The organism is Paenibacillus sp. 1182 (assembly GCF_017833915.1).
GTDB classification, from domain to species: domain Bacteria; phylum Bacillota; class Bacilli; order Paenibacillales; family Paenibacillaceae; genus Paenibacillus; species Paenibacillus polymyxa_D.
Map to the genome: position 1 here is coordinate 55,869 of NZ_JAFICR010000005.1, position 25,504 is coordinate 81,372.

The 25,504-nt window shown below is 46.7% G+C and carries 18 protein-coding genes, 1 pseudogene and 1 riboswitch; of the genes and pseudogenes, 12 read left to right on the plus strand and 7 right to left on the minus strand.

Translation table 11 applies throughout. The annotated features are described in order from the left end of the window. Positions 1-44: 44 nt before the first annotated feature. Positions 45-821 (minus strand): ABC transporter permease, encoded by a 777-nt coding sequence (locus JOD82_RS11705; RefSeq protein WP_029514693.1) that lies wholly within the window; start codon positions 819-821, stop codon positions 45-47. Continuing rightward, positions 818-1,111, minus strand: a complete 294-nt coding sequence (locus JOD82_RS11710; RefSeq protein ID WP_016818835.1) for an MTH1187 family thiamine-binding protein — start codon at positions 1,109-1,111, stop codon at positions 818-820. Before JOD82_RS11710 ends, JOD82_RS11705 begins: the two co-directional genes overlap by 4 nt. Before the next feature lie 303 nt (positions 1,112-1,414). Between JOD82_RS11710 and JOD82_RS11715 the strand changes: the two genes are divergently transcribed. Beyond that, on the plus strand, positions 1,415-1,597 hold the full coding sequence (locus tag JOD82_RS11715; protein ID WP_209949259.1) for a hypothetical protein: 183 nt from the start codon (positions 1,415-1,417) through the stop codon (positions 1,595-1,597). Positions 1,598-1,604: 7 nt separating this feature from the next. On the opposite strand, the gene JOD82_RS11720 is transcribed toward JOD82_RS11715, so the two are convergent. Further along, positions 1,605-2,648 (minus strand): ABC transporter substrate-binding protein, encoded by a 1,044-nt coding sequence (locus JOD82_RS11720; protein WP_069010757.1) that lies wholly within the window; start codon positions 2,646-2,648, stop codon positions 1,605-1,607. A gap of 194 nt (positions 2,649-2,842) precedes the next feature. After that, positions 2,843-2,952: riboswitch (TPP riboswitch) on the minus strand. A gap of 269 nt (positions 2,953-3,221) precedes the next feature. Here JOD82_RS11720 and JOD82_RS11725 point away from each other — a divergent pair. The 6 genes from JOD82_RS11725 to JOD82_RS11750 all read left to right on the plus strand — a co-directional run bounded on the left by JOD82_RS11725 (position 3,222) and on the right by JOD82_RS11750 (position 10,807). After that, entirely contained in the window at positions 3,222-3,656 is a 435-nt protein-coding gene (locus tag JOD82_RS11725) for a pyridoxamine 5'-phosphate oxidase family protein (RefSeq protein WP_039270290.1), read from the plus strand. A gap of 222 nt (positions 3,657-3,878) precedes the next feature. Beyond that, positions 3,879-5,981 (plus strand): bifunctional 2',3'-cyclic-nucleotide 2'-phosphodiesterase/3'-nucleotidase, encoded by a 2,103-nt coding sequence (locus JOD82_RS11730; protein WP_069010758.1) that lies wholly within the window; start codon positions 3,879-3,881, stop codon positions 5,979-5,981. A gap of 272 nt (positions 5,982-6,253) precedes the next feature. After that, complete coding sequence (locus tag JOD82_RS11735; RefSeq protein WP_069010759.1) at positions 6,254-7,315, plus strand: EAL domain-containing protein; 1,062 nt, start codon at positions 6,254-6,256, stop codon at positions 7,313-7,315. A 360-nt stretch (positions 7,316-7,675) separates the two neighbouring features. Beyond that, positions 7,676-8,689 carry a zinc-dependent alcohol dehydrogenase family protein gene (locus tag JOD82_RS11740; protein ID WP_069010760.1) on the plus strand — a complete coding sequence of 338 codons (1,014 nt, stop codon included), beginning with the start codon at positions 7,676-7,678 and terminating at the stop codon, positions 8,687-8,689. A gap of 153 nt (positions 8,690-8,842) precedes the next feature. After that, positions 8,843-10,000, plus strand: a complete 1,158-nt coding sequence (locus JOD82_RS11745; RefSeq protein WP_069010761.1) for an SMP-30/gluconolactonase/LRE family protein — start codon at positions 8,843-8,845, stop codon at positions 9,998-10,000. 18 nt (positions 10,001-10,018) lie between these two features. Next, a complete protein-coding gene (locus JOD82_RS11750) occupies positions 10,019-10,807 on the plus strand; it encodes an SDR family oxidoreductase (protein WP_069010762.1) in 789 nt (262 codons plus the stop codon). A gap of 301 nt (positions 10,808-11,108) precedes the next feature. Here JOD82_RS11750 and JOD82_RS11755 read toward each other — a convergent pair whose 3' ends face one another. Continuing rightward, on the minus strand, positions 11,109-12,200 hold the full coding sequence (locus JOD82_RS11755; RefSeq protein WP_209949261.1) for a hypothetical protein: 1,092 nt from the start codon (positions 12,198-12,200) through the stop codon (positions 11,109-11,111). A 284-nt stretch (positions 12,201-12,484) separates the two neighbouring features. Between JOD82_RS11755 and JOD82_RS11760 the strand changes: the two genes are divergently transcribed. Continuing rightward, positions 12,485-14,173, plus strand: a complete 1,689-nt coding sequence (locus JOD82_RS11760; RefSeq protein ID WP_209949443.1) for a glycoside hydrolase family 13 protein — start codon at positions 12,485-12,487, stop codon at positions 14,171-14,173. A gap of 152 nt (positions 14,174-14,325) precedes the next feature. Here the strand turns inward: JOD82_RS11760 and pdaA are convergent, their stop codons facing one another. Further along, entirely contained in the window at positions 14,326-15,123 is a 798-nt protein-coding gene (gene pdaA / locus JOD82_RS11765; protein WP_209949263.1) for a delta-lactam-biosynthetic de-N-acetylase, read from the minus strand. Between the two features lie 261 nt (positions 15,124-15,384). On the opposite strand from pdaA, the gene JOD82_RS11770 reads away from it, so the two are divergent. Both JOD82_RS11770 and JOD82_RS11775 read left to right on the plus strand, forming a co-directional pair. Further along, positions 15,385-16,407, plus strand: coding sequence for a methionine ABC transporter ATP-binding protein (locus tag JOD82_RS11770; protein WP_025722905.1), 1,023 nt, complete (start codon positions 15,385-15,387; stop codon positions 16,405-16,407). Continuing rightward, a complete protein-coding gene (locus tag JOD82_RS11775) occupies positions 16,404-17,069 on the plus strand; it encodes a methionine ABC transporter permease (RefSeq protein ID WP_209949265.1) in 666 nt (221 codons plus the stop codon). Before JOD82_RS11770 ends, JOD82_RS11775 begins: the two co-directional genes overlap by 4 nt. Here the strand turns inward: JOD82_RS11775 and JOD82_RS11780 are convergent. After that, a pseudogene (locus tag JOD82_RS11780) lies at positions 17,066-17,361 on the minus strand (MerR family transcriptional regulator). The gene JOD82_RS11775 and the pseudogene JOD82_RS11780 sit on opposite strands and share 4 nt — an antisense overlap. A 99-nt stretch (positions 17,362-17,460) precedes the next feature. Further along, positions 17,461-18,441 (minus strand): aldo/keto reductase, encoded by a 981-nt coding sequence (locus JOD82_RS11785; RefSeq protein WP_069010767.1) that lies wholly within the window; start codon positions 18,439-18,441, stop codon positions 17,461-17,463. 273 nt (positions 18,442-18,714) lie between these two features. Between JOD82_RS11785 and JOD82_RS11790 the strand changes: the two genes are divergently transcribed. Beyond that, the gene (locus JOD82_RS11790; RefSeq protein ID WP_208332431.1) at positions 18,715-22,185 is read left to right on the plus strand and encodes an S-layer homology domain-containing protein; all 3,471 of its coding nucleotides are present in this window, start codon (positions 18,715-18,717) and stop codon (positions 22,183-22,185) included. A gap of 159 nt (positions 22,186-22,344) precedes the next feature. Beyond that, positions 22,345-25,491: an ATP-binding protein gene (locus JOD82_RS11795; RefSeq protein WP_069010769.1), complete on the plus strand. Its 3,147-nt coding sequence runs from the start codon at positions 22,345-22,347 to the stop codon at positions 25,489-25,491. Positions 25,492-25,504: the final 13 nt, after the last annotated feature.

A 25,504-nucleotide genomic window follows, 5' to 3' on the forward strand; every position in this document is an offset into this window, starting at 1 on the left:
ATGTGCCACGTCCTTTCTTTGCTGTATTTAATTCAAGGAGGAAGCTATTCCTGATCCGGTTTCCAGCGAACCAGCCATTTTTCCAGTAGTACTATGATGACAAACATCAGTAAACTGAGCGCGACAATGATGCCGATGGCGGCAAAAATGAGGTCCGTGCGATAGGCCGATTTTTGCAGCAGCATATAATATCCGATTCCTTCGCTCGCACCAATCCATTCGGCAATAATTGCGCCCATCACACTGTAGGTGGCAGCAATCTTGATGCCGGAGAATACTTGCGGCAACGAGTGTGGCAACTCCAGCTTCATAAAAATAGCCATGCGACCTGCACCCGACATCTGCATATAGTTCATCATCATACGGTCCGTCCGTGTCAGCCCGTCCATGGTCGCTACAGCCACGGGAAAAAAGCATACTAAGGTAATGACCATCAGCTTGGGCAGCATGCCAAAACCAAACCACACCATGAGCAGCGGCCCCAGGGCGATGATCGGAATGTTTTGGCTCAGGATAAGCAGCGGATACAGGGCGGATTTGAGAAAAGGAATGGTATGAAGAACGATGGCGATCAACAGTCCCGTTGCTGTCCCTATAGCGAATCCCACAAGTGTCAGGCGAATTGTAGCCCATGTATGGGCACCAAGCAGCGCCGTCTGGGCCATGCCCTCCTGTACGATGAGGGATGGAGCTGGCAGTAGCCAGGATTCAATATGTAAATAGGAAACCGCCCCCTGCCAGGCTGCTAAAAAGAAGAGGACCGCCACAAGGGGCGGCCATACGCTTTTCCACCAGGATGCGTTCTTGCCTTTCGGATTCATGGGCGATATTTCTCGGTCAGCTTGTTCATGCTGATGCCTTGTGGGTTATGTGCGATTTTGATCTGTGAAATGACGCTGGGACTGCCCGCTTCCGTCAAAGCCTCATGCATTTCTTTAACCACTTTCAGCAACTCGTCGAGCTCGCCCTCCATGGTCGTATCCAATGGGTTCACCTGATGTTTGACACCGGAGCGCTGAATGACCTCAATCGCCTTATCTACATACGGGTAAGAGTCCTCGTTATTAGGAGTTTTAGGGATTACTTGAATACTGAGCAGTGTATTAGCCATGCAAATTCACCTGTCCTTTATTGTTTAAGTTATAGGAAAATAAATTGGTTTAAGGCGGGGGAGACCGCTTCGCGTTTCATTTGATCTTACGATCGCTGTTGCCTTGGGATTCTTTGAATTAAATTTTAAAGGTAAAAATCCAACGGCAAAGGCGAACGCTTCGCTTCTCCAGATTCAAATGAACCGCTACGCTGCCAACTGCCTTAAAAGCACCTTAGTTTTTAAGCTAGGTTGTGTAGCATTTTTACACACAAGCGCATCTGTTTTTGCGCTTTAGATACTATGGGACTAAAGAAGAACCAAGTGGAACGAGAACGAAGTGGGCGGAATGGTGCTGTACAAGCGTTAGCATTCGCCTTTGTACCCAGATTTCAACCTCTGGATATTCATAAGAGAAATCTGGGTACAACAGCGATGGGAAGCATCATCCGACTGCGTAGTGGCGCTTCGTTCACTTCTCTAGTTCAGTCTTATTTAGTGGTTTAACAAATGGTCAGCGCTTGGGCAAGAAGTCGTTTGTGAAGGCCTTATCGACTTCCAAAGGCTTGCTGAGCAGCTTGCGTTCGTACATCCAGTCCGAATAGTTTTGCCATACCTCCGCTTTTTGCACGCCCCATTGCGCGGCATCATCCTGATAACGTGGGCTTAGCCATTTTTGGCTGGCAAGTACCAGTTTTTTATCCAGCTCCGGTACAGCTTTGCTTAAGATGTCCGCGGCTTCTTCCGGATGGGCGATAGTGTATTCATAGCCTTGGGCGGTAGCGTCCATGAACGCTTTGACCAGCTCGGGATCATTTTTTATCGTCTGTTCGTTGCTCACAATTACAGGCGTATAGTAGTCGAGGCTTTTGGAATAATCTTTTACATACAGCATATCCAATGGCTCATCTCGAAGTTGGGCCTCGATTCCGGTCCATGCGTAGAAAATCCAGGCAAAGTCGATATCCCGCTTCACGGCTGTAAAATAGTCTGCATTGCCCATGTTGACGATCTTCACTTTGCTCACATCGCCTTTGTCTGAATCCATGATGGATTTCATGACCGCTTCTTCTACGGGAGAGCCCCAACCGCCGTATTTTTTACCTTCAAAATCTTTCGGGCTCTTAATTCCGCGATCTACCGGGGCTGCGAAGCCTGAGGTATTATGCTGAATCACCGCAGCGATGGATACAAGCGGCACACCTTGCGTGCGGGCCTGTGTGACGCCTTCTTGGTAGCTGATACCAAAAGGTGCAGCATTAGAAGCAACCATTTGATCGGCTCCGCCTGAACCAGGTTGAACAATTTGGACATTCAAACCTGCTTTTTCGTAAAATCCTTTGTCCTTGGCGACATAGAGTCCCGTATGATTCGTATTGGGTGTCCAGTCGAGCACGATTTTAACATCTTTGAGCCCCTTTGCCGGAGTAGACGTTTGAGTGTCGGTAGCGGAAGCCGCTTCTTGGGATGTAGGGGGACTTCCACCGCAAGCGGTCAGGGTCAGGGCCAAGAGCCACAGACTGATCAGTCCCAGGCTTAATATTTTCATGCGCTTCATCGTTAGTGTTCTCTCCTTTTGATTACCCGTTATCCATCCAATCAGACAGCTTAAGTTTCCCATTTTCATAAAAATAACATCTGCCGGACGCGATCTTTCCAACAACTTAATCCTCAACAAAAAAAGCGCCCCGAGTTTCCGGGACGCTTGCGCTTGTATATACCAAAGTAAGGGATGGTCCTATGTAAAAAAGGCACATCTTGCTTAAGCATTCCTACGCTGGCATTACCCAGATCAGGTTGTAAGGGTCAGTGTCTTGGGACACACTCTCAGCCGGCCGATTCCAGCACCCCTGGCATTGTATGGTTTAATGGGTTCATTTATTCGGGTTTACTACGACGATTATATGCTTTGAATGCAGGTCTGTCCAGCATGAAGGGAGAGATAACGGTTCATTTGCCGAACGACAGGGTACACTTTTACTGTGAGCTTTGATCTGAAAATGAGTATGAATCAATCCGATTCGATCCGGTCATGTTATTTTCAGAACAGCTGCGCAGGTAGGTTCAGATGGGCTGGTGCCCAATGGCATGGCGTAGAGAATTCTAATTCGTGAAAAGGAGTTGTTGTACTGTGGGTAAAACGGAAACATTGGATCGCAACCAACTGGAACAAGCCATTGTGAAGGCTTTGGATAACAACAAATTTTGTACGTTAGGTACGGTAGAGGGTGGCAAACCGAAAGTACGCTATATGGCCCTTTTTAACGATGGAATGAACATTCATCTGGCGACAGATCGCAAAACGCATAAAGTGGATGAGCTAAAGGACAATCCGAATGCTTATCTGCTGCTGGGTTATGAGGTTGGCGGTACGAAGGAAGTTGTTGAAGTGGAGGCTACCGTCCAAATTACAGCTGATGAGGGGCTACGCAAACAAGTGTGGAACGACTCCTTGAAGGAGTGGTTTTCCGGACCGGACGATCCCGATTATGTCATTCTGGACGTGAATCCGACTCGCATTGAGTATGTGGGTCAGCAAACGGAGCGCCAGGTGTGGAAGAAATAATACGAATATAAATGGATAAGCCAGTAAATCTCCAATTTTTTCAGGAGGTTTGCTGGTTTTTTTATGTTTGAGAAAATTAATTATTTTTTCATAAATAATTTTAAGTAAATGACTACTCTTTTGTCTGGCGTTGGATTAAAATAGAAATGGTGAGTTCAAGGCTTACATATATGTGCAAAAGTATGTATATGAGGCATACACCTTAATGAGGAGGGGTATATTTTGTTATTACGTAAAAATTGGTTTAAAGGGTTTACAGCAGCAGTTGTAGCTTGTAGCATGCTGGTGTTTTCAGCCGCTCCATCCTGGGCAGCTAGTGATTCTCGTGATAGCGCTACGGTGAATTTGCGGATCATGGAAACAACGGATATCCATGCGTCCCTGATGAACTACGATTACTATTCGGACAAAGAAACCAACGAGTATGGCTTGGTTAGTACAGCTAGCTTGATCCAGAAGGCACGTAGTGAAACAAGAAACAGTATGCTGTTCGATAATGGTGATTTGCTGCAGGGCAACCCATTAGGCGATTATATGGCCCGCAACAAAACCTTTGAGAAAGAAGGCGGTGTCCATCCGGTCTACAAGATGATGAACCTGATGGGCTATGATGCAGCTACAGTGGGCAACCATGAATTCAACTACGGTCTCGACTTTCTGGACAAATCGCTCAAGGGAGCTGATTTTCCTTATGTAAATGCGAACGTTTATGTTGATAAAGGGGGCCAAGCTACTAAGAATTATTTTACCCCTTATCAGATTCTTGATAAAACAGTAACGGACGAGAAGGGCGAAGAGCATACACTCAGAGTGGGTGTGATCGGTCTGGTCACACCTCAAATTATGCAGTGGGATGAAGCCAATTTGAAGGATAAAGTCGTTACGAAGGATATTGTGGAAACGGCGAAAAAGTTTATTCCTCAAATGAAGACGGAAGGTGCTGACATTATTGTCGTGCTTGCGCATACCGGTTATGAGGATGTGCCACAAACGCCACTGATGGAGAATGCCGTTAAGTATTTGAGCCAGGTGGACGGAATTAACGCTATTCTGTTTGGGCATGCTCATAAATCTTTCCCTGGCCCTGATTTTAAAGATATGAAGGGTGTAGATCTGGATAAGGGAACCATTAATGGGGTACCAGCCGTGGAAGCTTCCTCATGGGGCAAGGATCTGGGTATCATTGACCTGAGCCTAGAAAAGAAAAATCGCGAGTGGAACGTGACTAACTCTCAATCTCAAGTGCGTCCGGTTGTGAGCACCACTAATCAGACTGTGCAGTTTATCCCTGAATTTAAACTGATTGATGCGGTCAAAGAAGAGCATCAAGGAACGCTGGATTATATTCGCCAGCCTGTAGGAACAACGACGGCGCCAATTACCAGTTATTTTGCATTAGTGCAGGACGACCCTTCCATTCAAATTGTGACGAATGCACAGAAATGGTATGTTCAAAACCATCTCAAAGGAACTGAATACGAAAAACTTCCAGTATTGTCGGCAGGCGCTCCATTCAAGGCCGGCGGTCGAAACGGAGCCGAGTATTACACTGATATTCCTGAAGGTACGGTAGCGATTAAAAACGTGTCCGACCTGTATGTGTACCCGAACACGGTTCATGCTGTAGAAGTGACCGGTGCTGAAATTCAGGAATGGCTGGAGTGGTCTGCGGGTCAGTTCAACCGTATTGATCCGAAGCAAACTGAGGAGCAATCGCTGATCAACAAAGATTTCCCAACCTACAATTTCGATGTCATTGACGGTGTGAATTACCAGATTGATGTAACGCAGCCTGCACGATATGATGCCAAGGGAACTATTATTGATTCTTCAGCGCATCGTATCAAGGATCTGCAATACAATGGGAAGGCTATTGATCCTGCGCAGAAATTTATCGTAGCCACCAATAACTATCGTGCTTCCTCATCCAAACTGGCCAACCCAGATGGCAAACGAATTGTGATGGCAGCACCGGATGAAAGTCGTCAAGTCGTTGTTGACTATATCCGTACGAACGGAACGATTAATCCATCGGCGGATGGCAACTGGTCTATTGCTCCTTTTGGTCAGGCAAAGGTTACTTTCGAGTCCTCTCCTGATGCCAAAGACGTGCTGGCAGGCAATCAACAAATTTCATACTTGAGCAGCGCGGCAGACGGTTTTGCCAAATACAGCTTAAAAGCTGGCGCTAAGCCTAGTGCAGCAACGACTCCTGTAAAGGAAGCTGTGGCTCCCGCGGAAGCAACAGCAAAGCCAGCTGTTAAAACGACCAAACCGGCGGCTGTTAAACCAGCTAAAACAACAAAGCCAAAGGCGTCCAAATAACTTCGAATTTTAGTTTTCACTCAATATCAGAATGAAGCAGCAAGTCTCTTTAACCAAGAGATTTGCTGCTTTTTTTAATATCAAAAAAAACGGCCCCGAATTATTATGAGTGTAAAAAGGTTTTGTTTTTGTCGAATATGTACTTAAGTCCTAAGTTATCGTTAAGAATAAGCTGCTTTTTTGTAAAAAAACGTAATTATATAGTACTTTTGTTCTAGTTATTTGTGATATAATGGTGAAAAAACCGGAAAATTGTTCCGAGGAGGACCATTATGACATGCAGCAATTGCAGCATCATATTACCTATAAAGGATCAAGGATTGCTTAGAATTAGGTATTCCAGGGTGTCGCTTACTCCAGCATTAGATGGTTTGGGTATGCTATCGGAACAAATGAAGCAGCAACATGAGCGTGAGGGCGGCATAGAGTTTCGCTATGACAGCCGTTCAGAGTTGGAACAGCTGGTTAACGAACTGGCTCGTCTGCCGCAGGAATACTTGAACCATATACAAGTTGTGGTGACTGGCTTGCATCATGTCGAAGGATATGAGGACTGGCTTTTATTTAGTCAATTGCAAGCCAGACTGCAACATCCGGATATCGTGAGTATTATTAAGGATCAAAGTTTTTCCAGCCATATGCAGCCTATTGTTGACCACAAGCTGGATATTATCGGGTTTGAGTTTTTGCTGCGTCCGTCACATGCGGAGAGACCTTTTCAGCCTTTCCGACTGTTTGAAATCGCCCGTGAAGCTGGCTTGCATGCTCATCTGGATCGCTCGGCTCGTTTTTCCGCTATTGAAAAAAGTGCAACATGCCTTCCGGCGGGGATTAAACGTTTTATTAACTTTCTCCCTTCCACCATTTATAATCCGGCTTATTGCTTGAATCACACCTTTGAGACGATTAATCGGTTATCCATGAGTACGAAGGATTTTGTATTTGAGGTCGTAGAAACGGAAGAGATAGACGACCTTAATTTTTTGCATCATATCTTTGAGCAGTATCGTAATCGAGGAGTTTCAGTTGCCCTGGACGATGTGGGGGCAGGCTATTCTACGACAGAGCTTATGAATTGCCTTCAGCCGGATTATGTCAAAATTGACCGTAGCATAATTGACGGCTGTCATAGTAACAGTAATCAGAAGCGGCAAATCACAGGAATTGTAGAATCGGCTTTTCGTTTTGGAGGCCAAGTGTTGGCTGAAGGAGTAGAGCAGATAGAGGATTTTGAATTTTGTCGTGAAGCAGGTGTGTCACTGGCTCAGGGTTATTTGTTTGGCAAGCCGGAGCCCGGTCCGCCCTCCAATTTTATGCTTAGCAGCGTAATATAGTCAGGAACAAATTTAAGTAGATGTAGTTTATAAAAATTGGAGCTTAAATAAGGCTGTCGTATTAGCATTAATGTAAAAAACGCGAGTGCAGAGGTTATTTCACCCCTGCAACTCGCGTTTTTTGGTCATGCTTGCCCACCTGAACAAGCTCTGGCAAGCAAAGCCATCCAGTCTCCAATTTTACTTGGTAAGGGACGTTAAAAGCCCGGAAGCAGTTTACGACCGTTTTTTTTAAAAAGTAAAGATTGACGTTTTGAAGAGAATTGGATACAGTGTACTATATAAGAAACGGTGTTTCCTTGGTGATACACTGTATCTATATTAGGTAAAAGGTTTAACATTACAGGGAGGACAACCAAAATGAAAGCAGTGCAACTGAAAAACGGTTTTGGCTTTGAAGAGTTAACCTTGATGGAACTTGACACACCGGTGCCGGGACGGCTGGAAGTTCTGATCCGCATAAAGGCAGCGTCCCTCAATTACCGTGATTTGGTAGTTATCAACGGAGTCATGCCGATCGGCATTCAATTTCCCTTCATTCCGTTATCCGATGGAGCGGGTGAAATTGTAGCTGTGGGCGAAGGGGTGACAAAATTTCAGGTTGGACAAAGGGTAGCGGCAAATTTACAACAGAAATTCATTGGCGGGAGCACGAGAGCGGAGGTCTTAAAGGACAGTCTGGGAGGCCCGCTCAGTGGAGTGGCGGCTGAATATATCGTTCTGCATGAAGAGGGGGTCGTCGCCATTCCGGATCACCTTTCTTGGGAGGAGGCTTCCACCTTGCCGATTGCGGCATTAACCGCATGGAGCATGCTGATGGAATCCGGCGGGCTGCGAGCGGGGGATACGGTGCTCTTGCAAGGAACAGGCGGTGTTTCCATCTTTGGGCTTCAATTTTCTCTGATGGCGGGAGCAAGGGTAATTATCACATCGAGCAGCAATGACAAGCTGGAACGGGCAAAGGCTCTCGGCGCATGGCAGACAATCAACTATTCGGAGGTTCCAGAGTGGGATAAGGTAGCTCTGGAGCTGACAGGCGGCGGAGTCGACCATGTTCTGGATGTAGGGGGAGCGGCAACAATGGCGCAATCCATCAATGCACTTCGTACTGGAGGGACTGTGAGCATGGTCGGATTCTTATCGGGCTTGACCATTCCTGAGTTCGATGTCACCAGCATTTTGCAGAAGGCTGCGACGATTCGCGGCAGCCAGGTTGGTAACCGGGAACATTTCGAAAACATGAATCGTGCCATTTCCCGCCATCGTTTACATCCTGTCATCGACCGGGTATTCCCGCTCAGCCGAATCGGCGAAGCCTTCGCACTTTTGGCTGAAGGAAAACAGTATTTCGGTAAAATCGTCGTTCAAATATAAATGAGCATTTTGCATAAATCCCAAGAGCAATTTCAAATCAGCACTATATAGATCGAAACGGTTTAGTACGTCTATATAGTGTACTTTCGAGCGTTGGGAATTGAATTATGCAAAATGCTGAAATATTATTCACATTACATAGGAGGCACTCTAATGCCCAGTAAACCTGATTTATCTGTCAAAGATTCTCAAGGAAGAAAGAATAAGAAACCGCGTAAATGGGTACGCAGAACCGGATTATCGCTGCTGTCGGTAATCCTTCTGGGAGTGGTTATTTTTATGCTCATCCCTTCCCCTGTACAGCCTGCAAAATGGCTTGCACCTTCGGCCCCCTCTTTTGAACAAGCGGGTCCATGGCAACAAAACAACAAACTCAGCTCCGCCGAGCTTGTTACAGATGCCCCTAAGTTTCCGGAATTTATCACCTTTGACAAGGAAGGAAATTTATATACGGGAGACTCCGACGGGAAAATTTATAAGGTTGCCTTTGATACAAAGGGCAATCCGCAAAAGGCCCAGCTATATGCAGATACCAAAGGAACGCCCAATGGACTTATGTTTGATGCAAGTGGAAATCTGATCGTTACGGATGTTAAGAAGGGGCTACTGTCGGTAGATCCTTCCGGAAACGTGACGGTGTTGGCCAATCAAGTCGACGGCACACCGATCTATTTGGCCAACGAGCTGGATATTGCCAAAGATGGTACTATTTATTTTTCTGACACCTCCAATTATGGCAGTGTAGTCTTCAAAGAAATCGCCGAGAACAAGCCACATGGACGTTTGCTGAAATATGACCCGGCGACCAAGCAGACGACAGTTCTGTTGGAAGGCCTATATTTTGCGAACGGGGTTGCCTTGTCTGCGGACGAAGATTTTGTGCTTGTGGCAGAGTCGTATCACTACCAATTGACCCGATACTGGCTCAAAGGGCCGAAGAAGGGGACTTCGGATATTTTTGTGGATAATCTTGCCGGTTTTCCGGATAACATTACGCGTGATGATCAAGGCCATTTCTGGGTCGGTCTCTTCACGACACGTATTCCCTTTGTAGATCAAATGCATGGAAGCCCGTGGCTGGCTGGAATGATGGCCAAATTGCCTCAATCGCTGCTCAGCGGTGCAAGCGCACCTGTGAAGCATGGGCTTGCTGTGGAGCTTAATCCGCAGGGGAAACTCATCGGAAGCTGGCATGATCCTGAAGGCTCGCTTTATGGGGTAACCACGGCTGTAAACCATGATGGATATTTATATATAGGTACAGCTCCTGGAGGCAGCCAGGGTGTTCATCGCGTGCTTTTAACCAAATAAGCTTGGGGAGGGTTTAACATGATATTGGATGAGTTGAAATTATCCTGGACAGCGAAGGAAAGCCTGGCCGGGAAAGTAGCTTTGGTAACAGGCGCAAGCAGCGGCATTGGGGCATCGATTGCAAAAAAACTGGCAAAGCGTGGCGCGTATGTAGCTGTATTGGCGCGCCGTCAGGAGCGATTGGATGAATTGGTTCGCGACTTGCACCAAGAGGAATTGTATGAGGTCATGGCAATACCTGCCGATATCCAAAAGGCTGAAGACATACAGCAGGCGGTCCACGCCATTCTTGAACGCTGGGGGCGGCTTGACATTATCGTTGCCAATGCCGGCTTCGGGTATCGAAGTCCGCTGGCAGAGGTGGAACTGGAACGCTGGGAGGAGCTTTACAAGACGAATGTGCACGGTCTTGTCCTGACACTGAAGTACGGACTTCAGCCAATGAGGGAACAGGCCAAGGGGGATGTTGTCATTGTCTCCTCTATTGCAGCGAAGGAAGTGGTTGCCGGAGGAGGACTATACAGCGCTACCAAGTACGGCGTTAGCGCCATAGCCTCTGCATTGCGTTTGGAGACCAGTACGCAAGGAATTCGTGTAACTGCGATTCACCCCGGGGCGGTGGCGACGGAGTTTTCGCAGGTGGCCGGATATCCCGAGCAGGAAATTCGGGCGTTTGCTTCGAGCGTTTTGCCGCTGCATCCCGATGATGTTGCAGAAGCTGCCCTTTATGCACTAGAGCAGCCCGAGCATGTCAATATTCCAGAGTTGACCATTATGCCTTCGAGGCAGGTCCAGCGGTTCAAATAGAGCGATATTTATTCTGACACAAACCGGGTGACCGGGTATGGTCATCGCCGATGCCGGGTATGGCGGCGAGAGGGCTCGTGCCTTCGCTTGACCATAACCTGCTCAAATGGGTGAGCATGAACCAAAGCGCGAGCTACAGGGGGGAATAACCCTTGCACTCGCGCTTTTTTATACTAATGATGAAGCGTGACTGTCCAATAAAGTTTAAAACCACTTTGGGACAGCTCCATTTACTATAGAGGAGACCATATCCCGTAACATTTTGGCCCCACGTTCGCTCATCCAGTCATCGTGAGCACAGCTATAGTGTAATGACGTACAGACCTAGCGGCGTAGTTGCGCTACCTGCAACCATGAAGCTGAGAGAATAGCTGGATCTGCCGGGGGGAACGCTGATATCAGCCAATCGGCATACCTTGGTATTATCTCGTAGCAAAGGGATACCATATACACGATCATTCACGCGTACAGCCCCGGCGAACGCGCCCCCACGTGGATTCGCGTAGATTCTTACGATACGTACCTCGTCACTGTCGTTAACGATGGGAATGGTCGCGTTGTATATGGTTCCGAATTGTCCGCGATTATCTAGCGCAGGCCCCAGCTCGCTGCGTGCCCCGGTAAACAGCAGATCGGCAGGAGCCTCACCGTTTAGCTTTTTGGTGGCACACGCCCGATAGTTTGCGCTCTGTCCCACCACGTACTCTGGCATCCGCGCATTCGTTTCGGAAAAGGACCACACCCCTCGTGGATGCGCCTGTGGTGGAGGTACGGGAGGAAGCGCATCCATATGAATCTGGCGCAGATCGGTCTGCGTGTCCTTGCTGATCACGGTGCGAATCACATAATCCAGCGTACCGTGGCCTTCAGCAAATTCTACGGTAAGGTCATAGATGAATCCGGCCAGCGATCCCTCGGGCAGCTCAAATTCCTCCAGCAGAGCGGTGCCTTTGCCGAATTTATGACGGTCTGCTGGCCTCACACGTTCCATCGTACCCGCCAAACAGCTTTTGGCAATAGACTGCCCGACATCAATAATCCAGTTGCCGTCCTCAGGCACAATCTTAAGAGCGCGTTCAATATGGCGTACTTCCAGTTTAGCAGCGCTCCTGTTCTCTACAGTGATGCCCAGTTTAACAGGGCTGCCGATTTTGTTATAATGCCAGCCGAAAATGCGATGTTTGACTGTTCGGGTTGTCGAGCGAACCACGTCATGCCACAGGGTGGCTTGCTCGGTAGGTACCGTCACATGGGTAAGCGTCTCCGGGTTATCGCTAAGCATCAGGCGGCGTCTTCCACCCTCAGTGGCTGACTCCACATCCACATGGATGTTGGGCGGGATCACGGCAGTTTCCACAATCAGATCCTTTGGCTCCTTGGGTCGATGGTTCATGTAAATTCCTCCTTTTATTCAAAAGTGGCACCGCTTTGGGTACATGTATATGGGCAGTTCATAAATATAGGTAACGCCAGATCCATTTATACAACCTGTTTTACAAAATATTTTTTTAAAAATAAACCTCCGCAGGTTATAGCGGCTCTGCTAATGCGTCGAAGCAAGCTTACAAGACTCTTGTTCCCAATCACCAACGATTCGCAGCCAGGTATTGCGTGTATGTTAAGAGCATAAGCTATTGGATGTACAGAGAAGCTACAGGAGGGAAACATGCCTAAAAAATATGGTGGAAGGAAGCCGTTGTATATCAGATTTACCCGATCAGTTTTCAGGATTCTGACGGAGACGGTAAAGGGGACTTGCGAGGCATTTTGTCCAGGTTGGATTATTTGTGTGAACTGGGTATTGATGTTATCTGGATTTGTCCGGTATATAAATCGCCCAATCACGATAATGGATATGATATTAGCGATTATTATGCCATTATGGATGAGTTTGGAACAATGGAGGATTTTGATGAACTGCTTCACCAGGCGCATGAACGAGGTATCAAAATCATGATGGATTTGGTATTAAACCATACATCGGATGAGCATCCGTGGTTTACGGAGTCACGCTCGTCCAAGGATAATCCGAAGCGGGACTACTACATATGGCGAACAGGCAAAAATGGCGGATATCCGAACAACTGGGAATCGTATTTTTCTGGCTCAGTGTGGAAATATGACAAGCTTACAGACGAATATTACATGCATCTATATTCCGAGCATCAGCCGGATCTGAACTGGGAAAATGAAGAGATGGTGGGCGAGCTCTACCGCATGGTGGAATGGTGGCTGAAAAAGGGAGTCGATGGCTTCCGTTTTGACGCTATTGCCCATATTGTCAAAGCCGAAGGGCTGCCGGATGCCGATAATCCCGACAAACGAACCTTGGTACGGGCTTATCAGCTCTTTTCCAATCTGGAACAGGTACATGTGCTTCTACGGATGCTGAATGAAAAGGTGCTGGAATGTTATCCCTTAATGACAGTTGGCGAAACGTCTGGCTTAGGACCGGAACAGGCGCTTGATTATGTGGGAGACCAGCGGCATGAATTGAATATGGTCTTCCAGTTTGAACACATGTTTATTGATGCACAAGGGCTAGGGACGGAAAAATGGAAATCCAAGCCATGGACGCTGGTGGAGCTGAAAAAAATAATGAGCAGTTGGCAGACAGTGCTTCATCAGGAAGGATGGAATGCCAATTATCTCAACAATCATGATCAACCTCGGGCTCTCTCCAGATTTGCGAATGATGGACAATATCGTGTGGAATCCGCCAAAATGCTGGCAACCTTCACACATATGCTTGAGGGTACGCCTTATATTTATCAGGGTGAGGAAATTGGGATGACGAATATTGCATTCCCGTCGATTGATGATTATCGGGATGTGGAAACGTTAAACTATTATGAGCAGCAACGAAAGATTGGTGAGCCGGAGGAGCAGATTATGGCGGCAATCTGGCGAAAAAGCCGGGATAATGCACGCACTCCTATGCAGTGGGATGCTGGTCCTGCGGCCGGATTTACCGATGGAGAGCCGTGGATGAAGATTAACGATAACTACACACACATTAATGCAGAGGCTGAAAGAAATAATCCAGGCTCGATTTTCCACTATTATCGTAAGTTGATTGCTCTGCGCAAACAACATGAGGTCATAGTCTATGGCGAATACAAGCTTCTGTTGCCACTGGATACAGAGCTGTATGTATTCACTCGTATGTTGGGAAAAGAGCGTTTGCTGGTCATTTTGAATTTCTTTGACCGTGATCCGGTGTTCCACTGGCCCGAAGGTGAGGAGCTTCCTGCCGCCAAGGCGGAACTACTTCTCTCCAACTACGAACCGGTACAAGGGGAACAACTGCATGCCTTGAAGCTGCGGCCTTATGAAGCCAGAGTGTATAAGCTAACCATGCATTAGGCTTTGCTATCTTTAGAATGGTAAAAGGAAGGGAAGGCCCATAGAGCCTTCCCTTCCTTGGAGTAAACTAAAAAGCCCAATCCACACTGGCTACCATGGGCAGGTGTGGATCGGGCTCATTATGATATGGTCTCATTAAATGTAGTTACTTTTTAGTGATAATGTTTCACCTTAAGGTCGTCTAGACTTTTAAACTCATACCCTTGCTTGCGAGCCTCGTCGATGATAGAAGCAAGCGCCTCGGCATTATCCTTGGATACGGAATGGAGCAAAATGACCGCTCCAGGGTGGAGCTGCTGTATGACTTGACGATAGGCATAGTCCGTTCCTTGCTGAATTTTTGTGTCCCAGTCCTTGTAAGCCACAGACCAGAATACGCTCGTATATCCGGCTTCTCGACAGGAAGCCAATGCTTTTTCACTAAAAATGCCGCGAGGTGGCCGGACATATTTCATTTCTTTTTGCCCGGTTAGCTCTGCCGATGCATTTCGTACCCGATCCAGCTCAGACCGGATCTCTGCCGAAGAAATGGTGCTCATATCAGGATGGCTCCATGAATGGTTGCCGATAATATGGCCCTCACTCGCCATGCGTCGCATCAAAGCTGGCTGGTCTTTTACAAAATGCCCCGTCACAAAGAAGGCGGCCGGAACCTTTTTGGCCTTCAATACATCCAGCACTTTCGGAGTATACCCATTCTCATAGCCGTTGTCGAAAGTGAGAAATAATTCTTTTTTAGTCGTATCCCCCAGAAAGATGCCATCTTGTCTTTCGATCAGGTGCATAAAGCCTTCTTGTGCGATGGAAGGCAGCTCCCCTCCTTTACTTTTTTTAAACCCAAAATGATAAGGCTGTCCGTCAACAGTCTGAGTAGCCCATGCGGGTTCCGCCGTAACTGCCAACATACCCGTTACTGCAATGCATAGCCACAAGGTAAATATTCGCTTCATCTATTTTCCTCCGCTTTCGTCCCGTTCGGGTAAGGTGTGTATGCTTCGACATATTTCATACCATCTGCAATATCGTACTGATTTATGCAAGGACATGCTTTGACCGAATGTAAAACTCATATTGACATGAATATTAAATCGAAGTAGTATACTTTATAAAACTCACTAGAATACTCGGATTTAATTCGATCGTTTATGCCGAAGAAAAGCATCAGCTCAGAATATCTTACATACTTGTAAGAACGGAAGGAGTTAGGACTCATGATTGAACTTAGGAATGTATCTAAAACCTACGTGAGAAAAGGTCTAAGTATTGAAGCGTTAAAAAATATAAATATCAAAGTGGATAAAGGGGACATCTTCGGATTTATCGGATTCAGTGGCGCAGGGAAAAGTACGCTAATCCGTCTGGTCAATCGTCTTGAGAAAGTAACCAGCGGAGAGGTTCTTGTTGAAGGGGAGCAGTTAAATACCTATTCGACCTCTGGACTGCGGAAGGTAAGGAAAAAGATTGGAATGATTTTTCAGCATTTTAATCTGCTGGAATCAAAAACGGTGTTCGACAACATTGCAATTCCGTTGGTGCTGCTTAAGCGCAACAAACGCGAAATAGAGGGGCGTGTGAAAGAGCTTTTGGCGTTCATAGGATTGTCGGACAAGGCGAACAGCTATCCCAACGAGCTTTCCGGCGGACAAAAGCAACGTGTCGGGATTGCACGGGCGCTTGCGAGCAACCCGTCCATTTTGCTCTGTGATGAGGCGACCTCGGCACTTGATCCGCAGACCACGCAGTCTATTCTCGACTTGCTTCGCAAAATCAACAAGGAATACAAGATCACCATATTGATCATTACCCATGAGATGTCGGTGATTCAGCGAATTTGCAACAAGGTTGCCGTAATGGAAAAAGGGGAAATCATCGAGCAGGGCAATGTCCTGGAGGTATTCGGACAGCCGCAGCACCCGACGACGCAGAGCTTTGTACGCACGGTCATTCACGATGCAGTACCGGAGAGTGTGCTACAAACGTTCGAACAGCAAGAATCACAGCGGATTTACAAGCTGGAATTTATAGGACAGGTTGCTTCTGATCCGGTGGTTCATGAATTAATTCGGCAGCATGATATCCATGTGAACATTTTGTTTGCCAACATGACGGAGATTCAAGAAACGACGATTGGCTATATGACGATCCAACTGCGAGGTGGGCAGCATTCCATTCAGCAGGCTGTTGATTTTATCAAGAGCAAAGGAGTCCATATTCAGGAGGTAGAGAGTCTATGATGATTACAGGAACCACGATAACCTGGGATCAACTGTGGGAAGCTTTGTATGAATCCGTGCTCATGGTCAGCATATCCTTATTCATTGGCGCCCTGATCGGTATCCCTATCGGCATTTTACTGGTTGTCACCCGTTCGGGCGGAATTCTGGAGAACAAATGGCTGCACAATATTTTGAATCCGATCATTAACATTGTTCGTTCCTTACCGTTTATTATCTTGCTGATTGCGATCATTCCGTTAACCCGTCTGATTGTGCATACATCCATTGGGACCAGCGCGGCAATTGTCCCCTTGATTATATATATTGCGCCATATATCGGAAGGCTGGTCGAAAACTCGCTGTTGGAGGTGAATCCGGGGATATTGGAGGCAGCAGATGCGATGGGGGCGACCCCGTTCCAGGTCATTCGATACTTTTTGCTTCCTGAGGCATTCAGTTCTCTGATTTTGTCGTTAACGACAGCAGCCATTGGTCTGATTGGTGCTACTGCTATGGCTGGTGCGGTCGGCGGAGGCGGAATTGGCGATCTGGCGATCGCATATGGCTATCAACGTTTTGATACGCTGGTTATGCTGATTACCGTCATCATTCTAGTCTTGTTTGTACAAGGTGTTCAGTCCTTGGGGAACCTATTGTCCCGTAAAGCACGCAGGGGTTAAATTAGATGTTTTTTTTCACCTATTGTCTGTTCATAGCTTGTAATTTTATAATCCATGCGTTCCAATACGTTGTTCATATCTTTCATTTTTGCAATGAGCTGCTTGCGCTGCTCTATTAGGAGTTCTTTTCTCGCATACATTTAATATATTCAACCCATCTGCAATCTTCTTCCGTGTAATCTCTGATGCCACTTTTATTACGGTTCACACGCGGAATAAGTCCGATGCGTTCATAATAGCGGAGTGTATCCTGAGATAGTTCGAATTTTTTGCTTACTTCTGCGATCAACATGCAGACTTCACCTCCTGATTTCTGATCAAGAAACGCCCTATGTAAATGGATAGGGCGTTCTTGTCGTTTCTTATTTCGAAACTGTCATTTCATCCATATTTACTGGGCGCCAACTACCGGATGAGGAACATAAGGCTCTTCCAGCAATGCGATTTCTTCAGGTGTTAACGTAATCGAAAGAGCAGCTACTGCATCTTCAAGATGAGACGTTTTCGTAGCACCGATAATCGGAGCTGTTACCGGTTCTTTCTGTAGCAACCAGGCAAGTGCGATTTGAACGCGGGGAACTCCGCGTTTTTCTGCGATGGCCGCAACCTGCTCCACGATCAATCGATCGGTATCTGCAGTCGCATCGTATTTAGATTTTGCCACTTGATCGGTTTCGGAACGATGTGTTGTTTCCTGCGCATCACGCGTCAATCTTCCACCTGCAAGTGGGCTGTATGGAATCACACCGATTTTTTCTTCCTTACAAAGCGGCAGCATCTCTCTCTCCTCTTCACGATATAAGAGGTTTAAATGATTTTGCATCGATACAAACCGGGTCCATCCATTCTTCTCAGCTATATGCAAAGCCTTTAGAAACTGCCATGCGTACATGGCAGAAGCTCCGATATATCTTGCCTTCCCAGCCTTCACCACATCATGTAATGCTTCCATCGCCTCTTCAATAGGGGTAGTGTAATCCCAGCGATGAATTTGGTACAGATCCACATAATCTGTCCCCAGTCGCTTAAGGCTCTTATCGATTTCACTCATAATAGCCTTTCGAGAAAGTCCCGCACCATTGGGGCCTTGATGCATACGGAAATGAACCTTCGTTGCAAGGACAATTTCATCTCGATTCGCAAAATCTTTTAAAGCCCGTCCGACGATTTCTTCGCTAGTTCCGTCTGAATATACATTCGCGGTATCAAAAAAATTGATGCCTAGCTCCAGGGCCTTTTTTATAATGGGACGACTGCGCTCTTCATCTAATATCCATGGATGAATCCATCGTTCTGCAACCCCAAAGCCCATACACCCAAGACAAAGCCGGGATACATCCAAGCCGGTATTTCCAAGTTTCATATAGTCCATTTGATTATACATCTCTTTCCTAGATATTGTTTTCTTCAAATGTTCTACTCCAGCTACTTACACCGGATATTATTACATTTGGAGTTCACTCCAAGTCAAGCGATTTTGTTGCGTGATGCCTTCATATAGGACTAATTGTTCAGAATCGGTTCAGTGGGGTTTCGTATAATTCTCTTAGCATAGTTCCTTGGTTGCATAATCCGTAGAACTAAACATGACTAAAGACTTTGATAAAACAGGATATATGCCAATAAATAGCGTCTAGGAGTGGAAATGTTGAAACTTATAAATCGAAATAAATGGATTGCATCTGCGATGGTATTGGGGATTGCTTCAGGCTCCATCGTATCTTTGCCTTGGCTGGGGGGCGCTCAGACTGCTTATGCAGCGACAGCAGATACACAAAGTGAAACTGGATTTGTAGCACAAGCTCGTACTTTGGGTTTGATGACAGGTGGGAATCAGGGCGATTTTATGGCACAAAAGAATTTGACCCGCGCTGAAGCGGCCAAAATTTTGTGCGGTCTGTTCCAGTTGGAAGTTAACAATCAGCCGCAGACTTCTTTTATGGATGTATCGTCCGATGCATGGGGCGCTCCCTATATTGAGGCCGTACGTGCAGCCGGGTATATGACAGGTAACGGAGAACTCTTCCGTCCGGGGGATGCCATTACCAAGGAAGAACTGATTGTTTCGCTCGTACGTGCAATGCACTTGCAGGATACAAGTACTGCGGATGCACAGCAAAATGCAGTTCAGGTTGCCCGCTCTTACGGTCTGTTAACAGAGGATGCTTCTGCAACGGATTTGAAAAATCCATTGAACCGGGAGAGTGGTGCAGAAGTATTCGTCAGCCTGCTGGATCATCCGGTAGGAGAAGTGAAATCAGAGGGCAATACCGTTCGAATCGGAAATATCCCGTACCAGTTGGAAGGATCTTTGCAAGGCTTGTTTGGTGAAAATAACAAAGCTGTATTAAAAGGGGCAAAAATCGATCTTAACCGTAATTTGCGTACACTCACAGGTGTAAATAAGCTGGAAATTAACGCAGACGGTGGTGTATTTGACGGTAAGGGTGTGTCTTTTGATGGACGCCTGATCGTCAATGGTTCGGTAACCTTGAAAAACATGTCCTCCACAGGCGTATTAGAAATCAAAGGCTCAGGGACCCAGCCTGTATCGGCCATTTTGGAAAATACGACATGGTCCGGTGTAGAACTGGGCTCCAAGGATGCCAAACTGACTGCAACCGGGACGACAAAGATTGACAACCTTACGCTGAAAAATGATGCATCGATCGGGACCGAGGGGGATGCCGCGATTAGTCGTGTTTCATTGCAACAGGGACTAGGCAAGCTGTTGGTGAGCGGAAGTATTGGTTTGCTGGATGCATCACAATATGTGGGTGTTCCTTTTATCACACTGGCCAAGGGGGCTGCAATCAACCAGCTCAATCTGCCGGAACAAAAACAGCCGCAGGATGTTATTGTTAACTATAATGCGATGAAGGAAGCTGTTAGTCTCGTAAATGGTACGAAGAACTCATCCTCTGTTGGATCGGTTGTCACGGACACAGATAGCAAAGATAAGAAAAAACGTGACAGTGATATCGTCAGTATAGACCGCAGTCAGTTGGAGACGGAAGTCCATGCAGCCAAAGAACTGTTGGAGCGTGCAGGTGAGGGTGGACTGGATCAGGCGCTTTACACGGTCGCAGCGAAGGAAAACCTGTCCATAGCAATCAATCAGGCTATGCTGGTACTGAACAATACGGCAGCTACACAGGCAGAAGTAGATCAAGCGCTCAGCACATTGAAACAGGATGTTTCTGTGTACACAACCTCAGCCACAGAGCCGGTGATTGGAACACAGGAATTAACCAGACTGGTTCAGTTAGCTTCGACTACCCTTGAACAAAACCGAATGGTTGGTGATGAATTTCCACCTCTTTGGGACGACTCACTAAGTCAAGCGATTCAATTTGGCAACAATGTGTTGGAAGGAAATGCGCCTCAAAATATTGTGGATCGGGAAGCAGAAAGCTTGCGTCGAGTAATAAAGGTATACAAAGCATCAGTAAAACTCAGAGATGCCTATCTGCATTTTGTCGATGTAACGGATCGTGTGGATAATTTGAAAACAGATAAAGCGCGTTACAAGTCCTTAGTAAGAGAAGGATCAAATGTATATGTGAATCCATTGGCTACAACTGAGCAGTTGGAAGAATGGACACAAAAAATAGATCTTGCTACAGAATCATTCTTGGCACTGCAAGCAGCGGACTTCTCGGTGCTTAAGAATACTTTACAAGAAGCGCAGGTTATCTACGATCAGAATGGTTCTCAAAATGCTGAACTAGATAACTTGATTCAGGAATATACAGAGAAGATGCACACTGCTATGACCCAGCAGGACGTATTGAACTTGAACATGGAGCTGAGTCAAAGGCTTACGGAGTTCACTGTGCCATTGCCTGCTACAACTCGGGAAAAACTGCAGCAGCTGGTTCAAGATATTCAACTAAAACTGCTGTCTAACCCTGTGGCTCGTAATTACTTGAATACGGAAATGCTGTCTTTAGAGCAACAAACAGGACAAGCCAACTTTGCACTCATTATGCCATTTACTCCTGAGGAGCAATTGGTCATCTCTTATAATCAATTAAGTCAGGCTAAAGGGACCTATCTTGAAAAATATAACGAGAAAAGACTACAATTGAGAGACAAAGTCATTGAAATGCAGACTTCGATCAATGTAATTTTGCTGCAAAATTCAGGCGCATTAAGCGCTGAGGCTCAGCAAGCCTTGTCTTCTGCTTCAGAGCATGCCTCTACTTTCTTAGGCTTGTCCAGCTTTGAATTACAAGACGTTGTTCCTGTATATGAGGAGCTGCAACAAGTACAGAGCCAGTATGCTGCACCTATAACGGTGGATACTACGTTGTTGAATCACAATATCAATTTGGCCAATAATGAAATTTTGACGTTCGGCCGTCATTATACGGAACAAGATAACGAAGAACTTCAAGGGCAGATTAATCTGGCAAACCTTGTGCTTAATAATCCGGATAGCACACAGGTACAGGTAGACCAAGCTAATACGGATCTGATTACAGCGTTTGCGAACTACCAATTCAAATGGATCGTAACTGATCTTGATATCAATGAGCTTAAGAACATTGCGAACAATCTGCTTACAGTAAATGGTACAGATCCTACGACGGTCTACTTTCACAGAGTAGTGGATGCATTCAATCGTTTGGACCAGTATTTGCCTATGCCAGAACTTAAGAAAAATTACATGGATCTGGAAGATGCGATTCAGGAGTATAAAGATTTTGTAGCCAGCCAGCAACAAAACAGCGGAACAGGAAGCAGTGACAGTAACGGTCGACCAACGCCGCCGAGCGATAGCGACGGAACAGGAAGCAGCGACAGCAGCAGTGGAGCAACACCGCCGAGCGATAGCAACGGAACAGGAAGCGGCGACAGTAGCAGCGGAGCAACACCGCCGAGCGATAGCAACGGTACAGGAAGCGGCGACAGTAGCAGCGGAGCAACACCGCCGAGCGATAGCAACGGGACAGGAAGCGGCGACAGCAGCAGTGGAGCAACACCGCCGAGCGATAGCAACGGAACAGGAAGCGGTGACAGCAACGGTGGAGCAACACCGCCGAGCGATAACAGTGGAGACGATTCAAGCTCGATTCCTGGCGGTAGTATTGATGGCGTTATGATTCCTTAATAGGAGAGGCTAGAAACTACAAGTACGTATTGAAGGGGACGATTCCGCACAGATTTTATCTGCGGCGGGCGTCCTTTTTTGTATGGACAACGCTTCTAATGTAGCTGAATAGAATAACCGATACAAAAGATAGACGTTATTGAAAAGAGCGGAGGATTTATGAAAAAACAGGGTGTTTTATTTTTTATTATACTTCTGCTTGCGGTTGCGTTACCAGTGTATCCGTTAGTGTCGGGTGTTTTATCCGGAAACAGTCATTGGAAAGCTCATAACGGTATTATTGATTTGCGTAATTGGGACCCTCATAAGGAAGGCCCTGTACAGCTGGGAGGGGAGTGGGAATTTTACCCTAATCAGCTTGTGCAACCTTTATCCTTTCATGAAATGCAACAAGATAAGGATTGGGAAAGTCATCAGAGTTCTTCAGAGTTGGGGATGGAAACGAGATCTTCTGCCAAGATTGTGGATGTGCCAGGTAGATGGAATCAGTGGATGCCTAAGGGACAGGCGACCGGATATGGAACCTATCATATCCGTGTGCTGTTGCCTGAAAAAGCGGAAAATCTGTACGGCATCTATATGCAAAACATTCGCAGTGCCAGCCAAGTATGGATTGACGGAGAAAACGTCGGAGCGAGTGGTATTCCCTCTGTTTCTGCCGACAAGGGTAAGCAGGGCAATGTTCCCTATGTTGGGTTTGCATCGGTAGATGGACATTCGGCTGATATTACCGTGCATGTGGCTAATTATAGCTATTCTTCTGGTGGGATTATTTATCCACTGTTATTTGGGGATTACGAGAGTATTACGCATAGCCGGGAAGTTGCAATGGCAGAGGACACCGTACTGATCGCAGGATTTTTTATTCCTACCGTATTTTTTATCATGCTATACCTTTTGCGTAAAAAGGAGAAGGCATTACTTTACTTAGGATGCTTCTGCATCGCGGCTTTATTTTATATTCTGACACATGGAGAAAAGCTGCTGGTTTGGGGAATACCGGATTTACCTTATGAATGGGTACTGAAAATACAGTCGTTCTCGTCAACGCTGTTCTACTATTTTCTGATCCGCTATGTTCATCTTTCGACGCAGATTGTTATGAATCGGATCGTGCTGCGCTTCTATCATATTACAACCGCACTGATGCTGGGTATGGGGCTATTTTTGCCTACATTGGTACTCTCATCCTTTGAATTGTTTATTCTTCTTTTTGGTGTAGTCAGTGTGGGATACGTGTTACTAATCTTGATTCGTGGGCTTCTTCAACAGACGGATGACGCTGCACTGCTAGTCATTAGTATTATGAGCATTCTTATGATTGTAGTGACTAGTTTTGTGTATATTCTGGGCTGGGGAGATGTACGTGGGGTGACAGCCTATGAAATGCTCATATTCGTATTGGCTCAAACGCTGCTGCTGGCCAAACGTTTTGTACATTCGTTTATGGAGGTTGAGAACCTGTCACGACGATTGCTCACACTGGATGGGTTGAAAAACGAATTTCTGGCGAACACGTCACATGAACTGCGCACTCCTCTGCATGGAATTATTAATATCGCTCAATCCATGCTAGACCGCTACGGGACACAATTCAATGAGCCGCAAAAGCACAATTTGGCCTTGATTGCGAATGTAGGACGCAGACTTTCTTATTTAATTAACGATATTCTGGATTTTTCTAATTTGAAAAATGGCAGATTAGCCTTAAATCGTCGGCCTGTCAATGTACAGGCAGCTGTGAATTCCGTGCTGGAGGTATTGGGGCATACGGTGGGTAAGAAAAAGCTTCAATTCGTCAAAGAATGGCCCAGTTCGTTGCCCAAAGTAGATGCGGATGAGGATCGGCTGATTCAGATTTTATACAATTTGTTGGGTAATGCGGTGAAATTTACGGAGGAAGGCAAAATCGTAATCTCTGCCAAAGCGGGGACCCGTGAAATGGAAATCAGTATAAAGGATACCGGCTCCGGTATTGCCCAGGAGCATCTTTCGCATATATTTGAACCTTTTAACCGAGGGGCGAATGCTGAGGATGAAGGATACAGTGGGACAGGGCTTGGATTAGGCATAGTCCGTCGTCTGGTGGAACTGCATGGGGGTCATATCCGGGTAGAATCTAGATTAGGTAAGGGTTCGACCTTTTATTTTACACTGCCCTTGGCGCAGACCGGAACGTTGGGACATGAAGCTCAAAAAGATGTTTCGCCTGCGGTTATATTGCAGCCTGGCGTGACGTCGGGTCAGAATGTGATTCCGCATGAAGAGGATGCACTGGAGCGAGTCCAGACTGTCCCTTACAAAGTGCTGGCTGTAGATGACGACGAGGTTAACCTTCGGGTGCTGGAGGAACTATTATATGCCACAGGTTGTAGCGTGGTGGCTGTGGATCATGCCGAGGAGGCACTTCACATGCTGAATGGCCGTACCCGATTTGACCTGGTCATTACGGACTGGATGATGCCGGAAATGTCCGGTATTGAGCTGTGCCGACGGATAAGGGAACGGTATTCCCTGTCCGAGCTACCGGTGTTGCTCCTGACGGCACGCGATCTGCCCGGCGATATCCGCGCAGGTTTTATGGCCGGAGCGAATGATTTTCTACGTAAGCCTGTTGATGCTGAGGAATTAAAGGCACGTGTGCGCACGCTGCTGAACATGCGCCATTCAGCGGAGGAAGCGGTGCGTTCTGAAATGGCCTTTTTACAGGCACAAATCAAGCCGCATTTTCTGTACAATGCCTTGAATGTCATTGTTTCGACCGTAGCCGTAGACCCGGACAAAGCAGCGGAGCTGCTCATGGAGCTAAGCCAGTATTTGCGGGGGAGCTTTGATTTTCAGAACAGGGAGAATACGGTACCGTTATCCAAGGAGCTGGAATTGGTAGAATCGTATGTGGCACTGGAAAAAGCACGATTTGAAGAACGTTTGCAGGTAACCGTAGAGGTAGGGAGGAACATCCGGTCGCTCATCCCGCCGTTAAGTATTCAACCCATCGTGGAAAATGCGATACGGCATGGTGTGATGCAACGGGCAACAGGTGGAACCGTGCGAGTGGTTGTGCAGGAGGATGGAACCGATTTTGTGGTCAGCGTGACCGATGACGGCGTAGGGATTCCACCGGAGCGACTGGAACAACTGCTGTCGGATGATCATATATCTTCCAGCGTGGGACTGCGTAATATCCATCGCCGTCTTATCCATATGTATGGAGAAGGACTGCGGATTGAAAGTAATCCTATGCAAGGGACGACGGTAAGCTTCCGTGTGCCGGAAACGATTTCGCCCCGGAATACCGATGAATAAAAAAAGTACAGTA

Bases quoted from the DNA above. Each gene is read 5' to 3' on its own strand.
- JOD82_RS11705 (WP_029514693.1), bottom strand. From the start codon at position 821: ATGAATCCGAAAGGCAAGAACGCATCCTGGTGGAAAAGCGTATGGCCG.
- JOD82_RS11710 (WP_016818835.1), bottom strand. From the start codon at position 1,111: ATGGCTAATACACTGCTCAGTATTCAAGTAATCCCTAAAACTCCTAAT.
- JOD82_RS11720 (WP_069010757.1), bottom strand. From the start codon at position 2,648: ATGAAGCGCATGAAAATATTAAGCCTGGGACTGATCAGTCTGTGGCTC.
- JOD82_RS11735 (WP_069010759.1), top strand. From the start codon at position 6,254: ATGACATGCAGCAATTGCAGCATCATATTACCTATAAAGGATCAAGGA.
- JOD82_RS11740 (WP_069010760.1), top strand. From the start codon at position 7,676: ATGAAAGCAGTGCAACTGAAAAACGGTTTTGGCTTTGAAGAGTTAACC.
- JOD82_RS11745 (WP_069010761.1), top strand. From the start codon at position 8,843: ATGCCCAGTAAACCTGATTTATCTGTCAAAGATTCTCAAGGAAGAAAG.
- JOD82_RS11750 (WP_069010762.1), top strand. From the start codon at position 10,019: ATGATATTGGATGAGTTGAAATTATCCTGGACAGCGAAGGAAAGCCTG.
- JOD82_RS11755 (WP_209949261.1), bottom strand. From the start codon at position 12,200: ATGAACCATCGACCCAAGGAGCCAAAGGATCTGATTGTGGAAACTGCC.
- pdaA (WP_209949263.1), bottom strand. From the start codon at position 15,123: ATGAAGCGAATATTTACCTTGTGGCTATGCATTGCAGTAACGGGTATG.
- JOD82_RS11770 (WP_025722905.1), top strand. From the start codon at position 15,385: ATGATTGAACTTAGGAATGTATCTAAAACCTACGTGAGAAAAGGTCTA.
- JOD82_RS11775 (WP_209949265.1), top strand. From the start codon at position 16,404: ATGATGATTACAGGAACCACGATAACCTGGGATCAACTGTGGGAAGCT.
- JOD82_RS11785 (WP_069010767.1), bottom strand. From the start codon at position 18,441: ATGGACTATATGAAACTTGGAAATACCGGCTTGGATGTATCCCGGCTT.
- JOD82_RS11790 (WP_208332431.1), top strand. From the start codon at position 18,715: ATGTTGAAACTTATAAATCGAAATAAATGGATTGCATCTGCGATGGTA.
- JOD82_RS11795 (WP_069010769.1), top strand. From the start codon at position 22,345: ATGAAAAAACAGGGTGTTTTATTTTTTATTATACTTCTGCTTGCGGTT.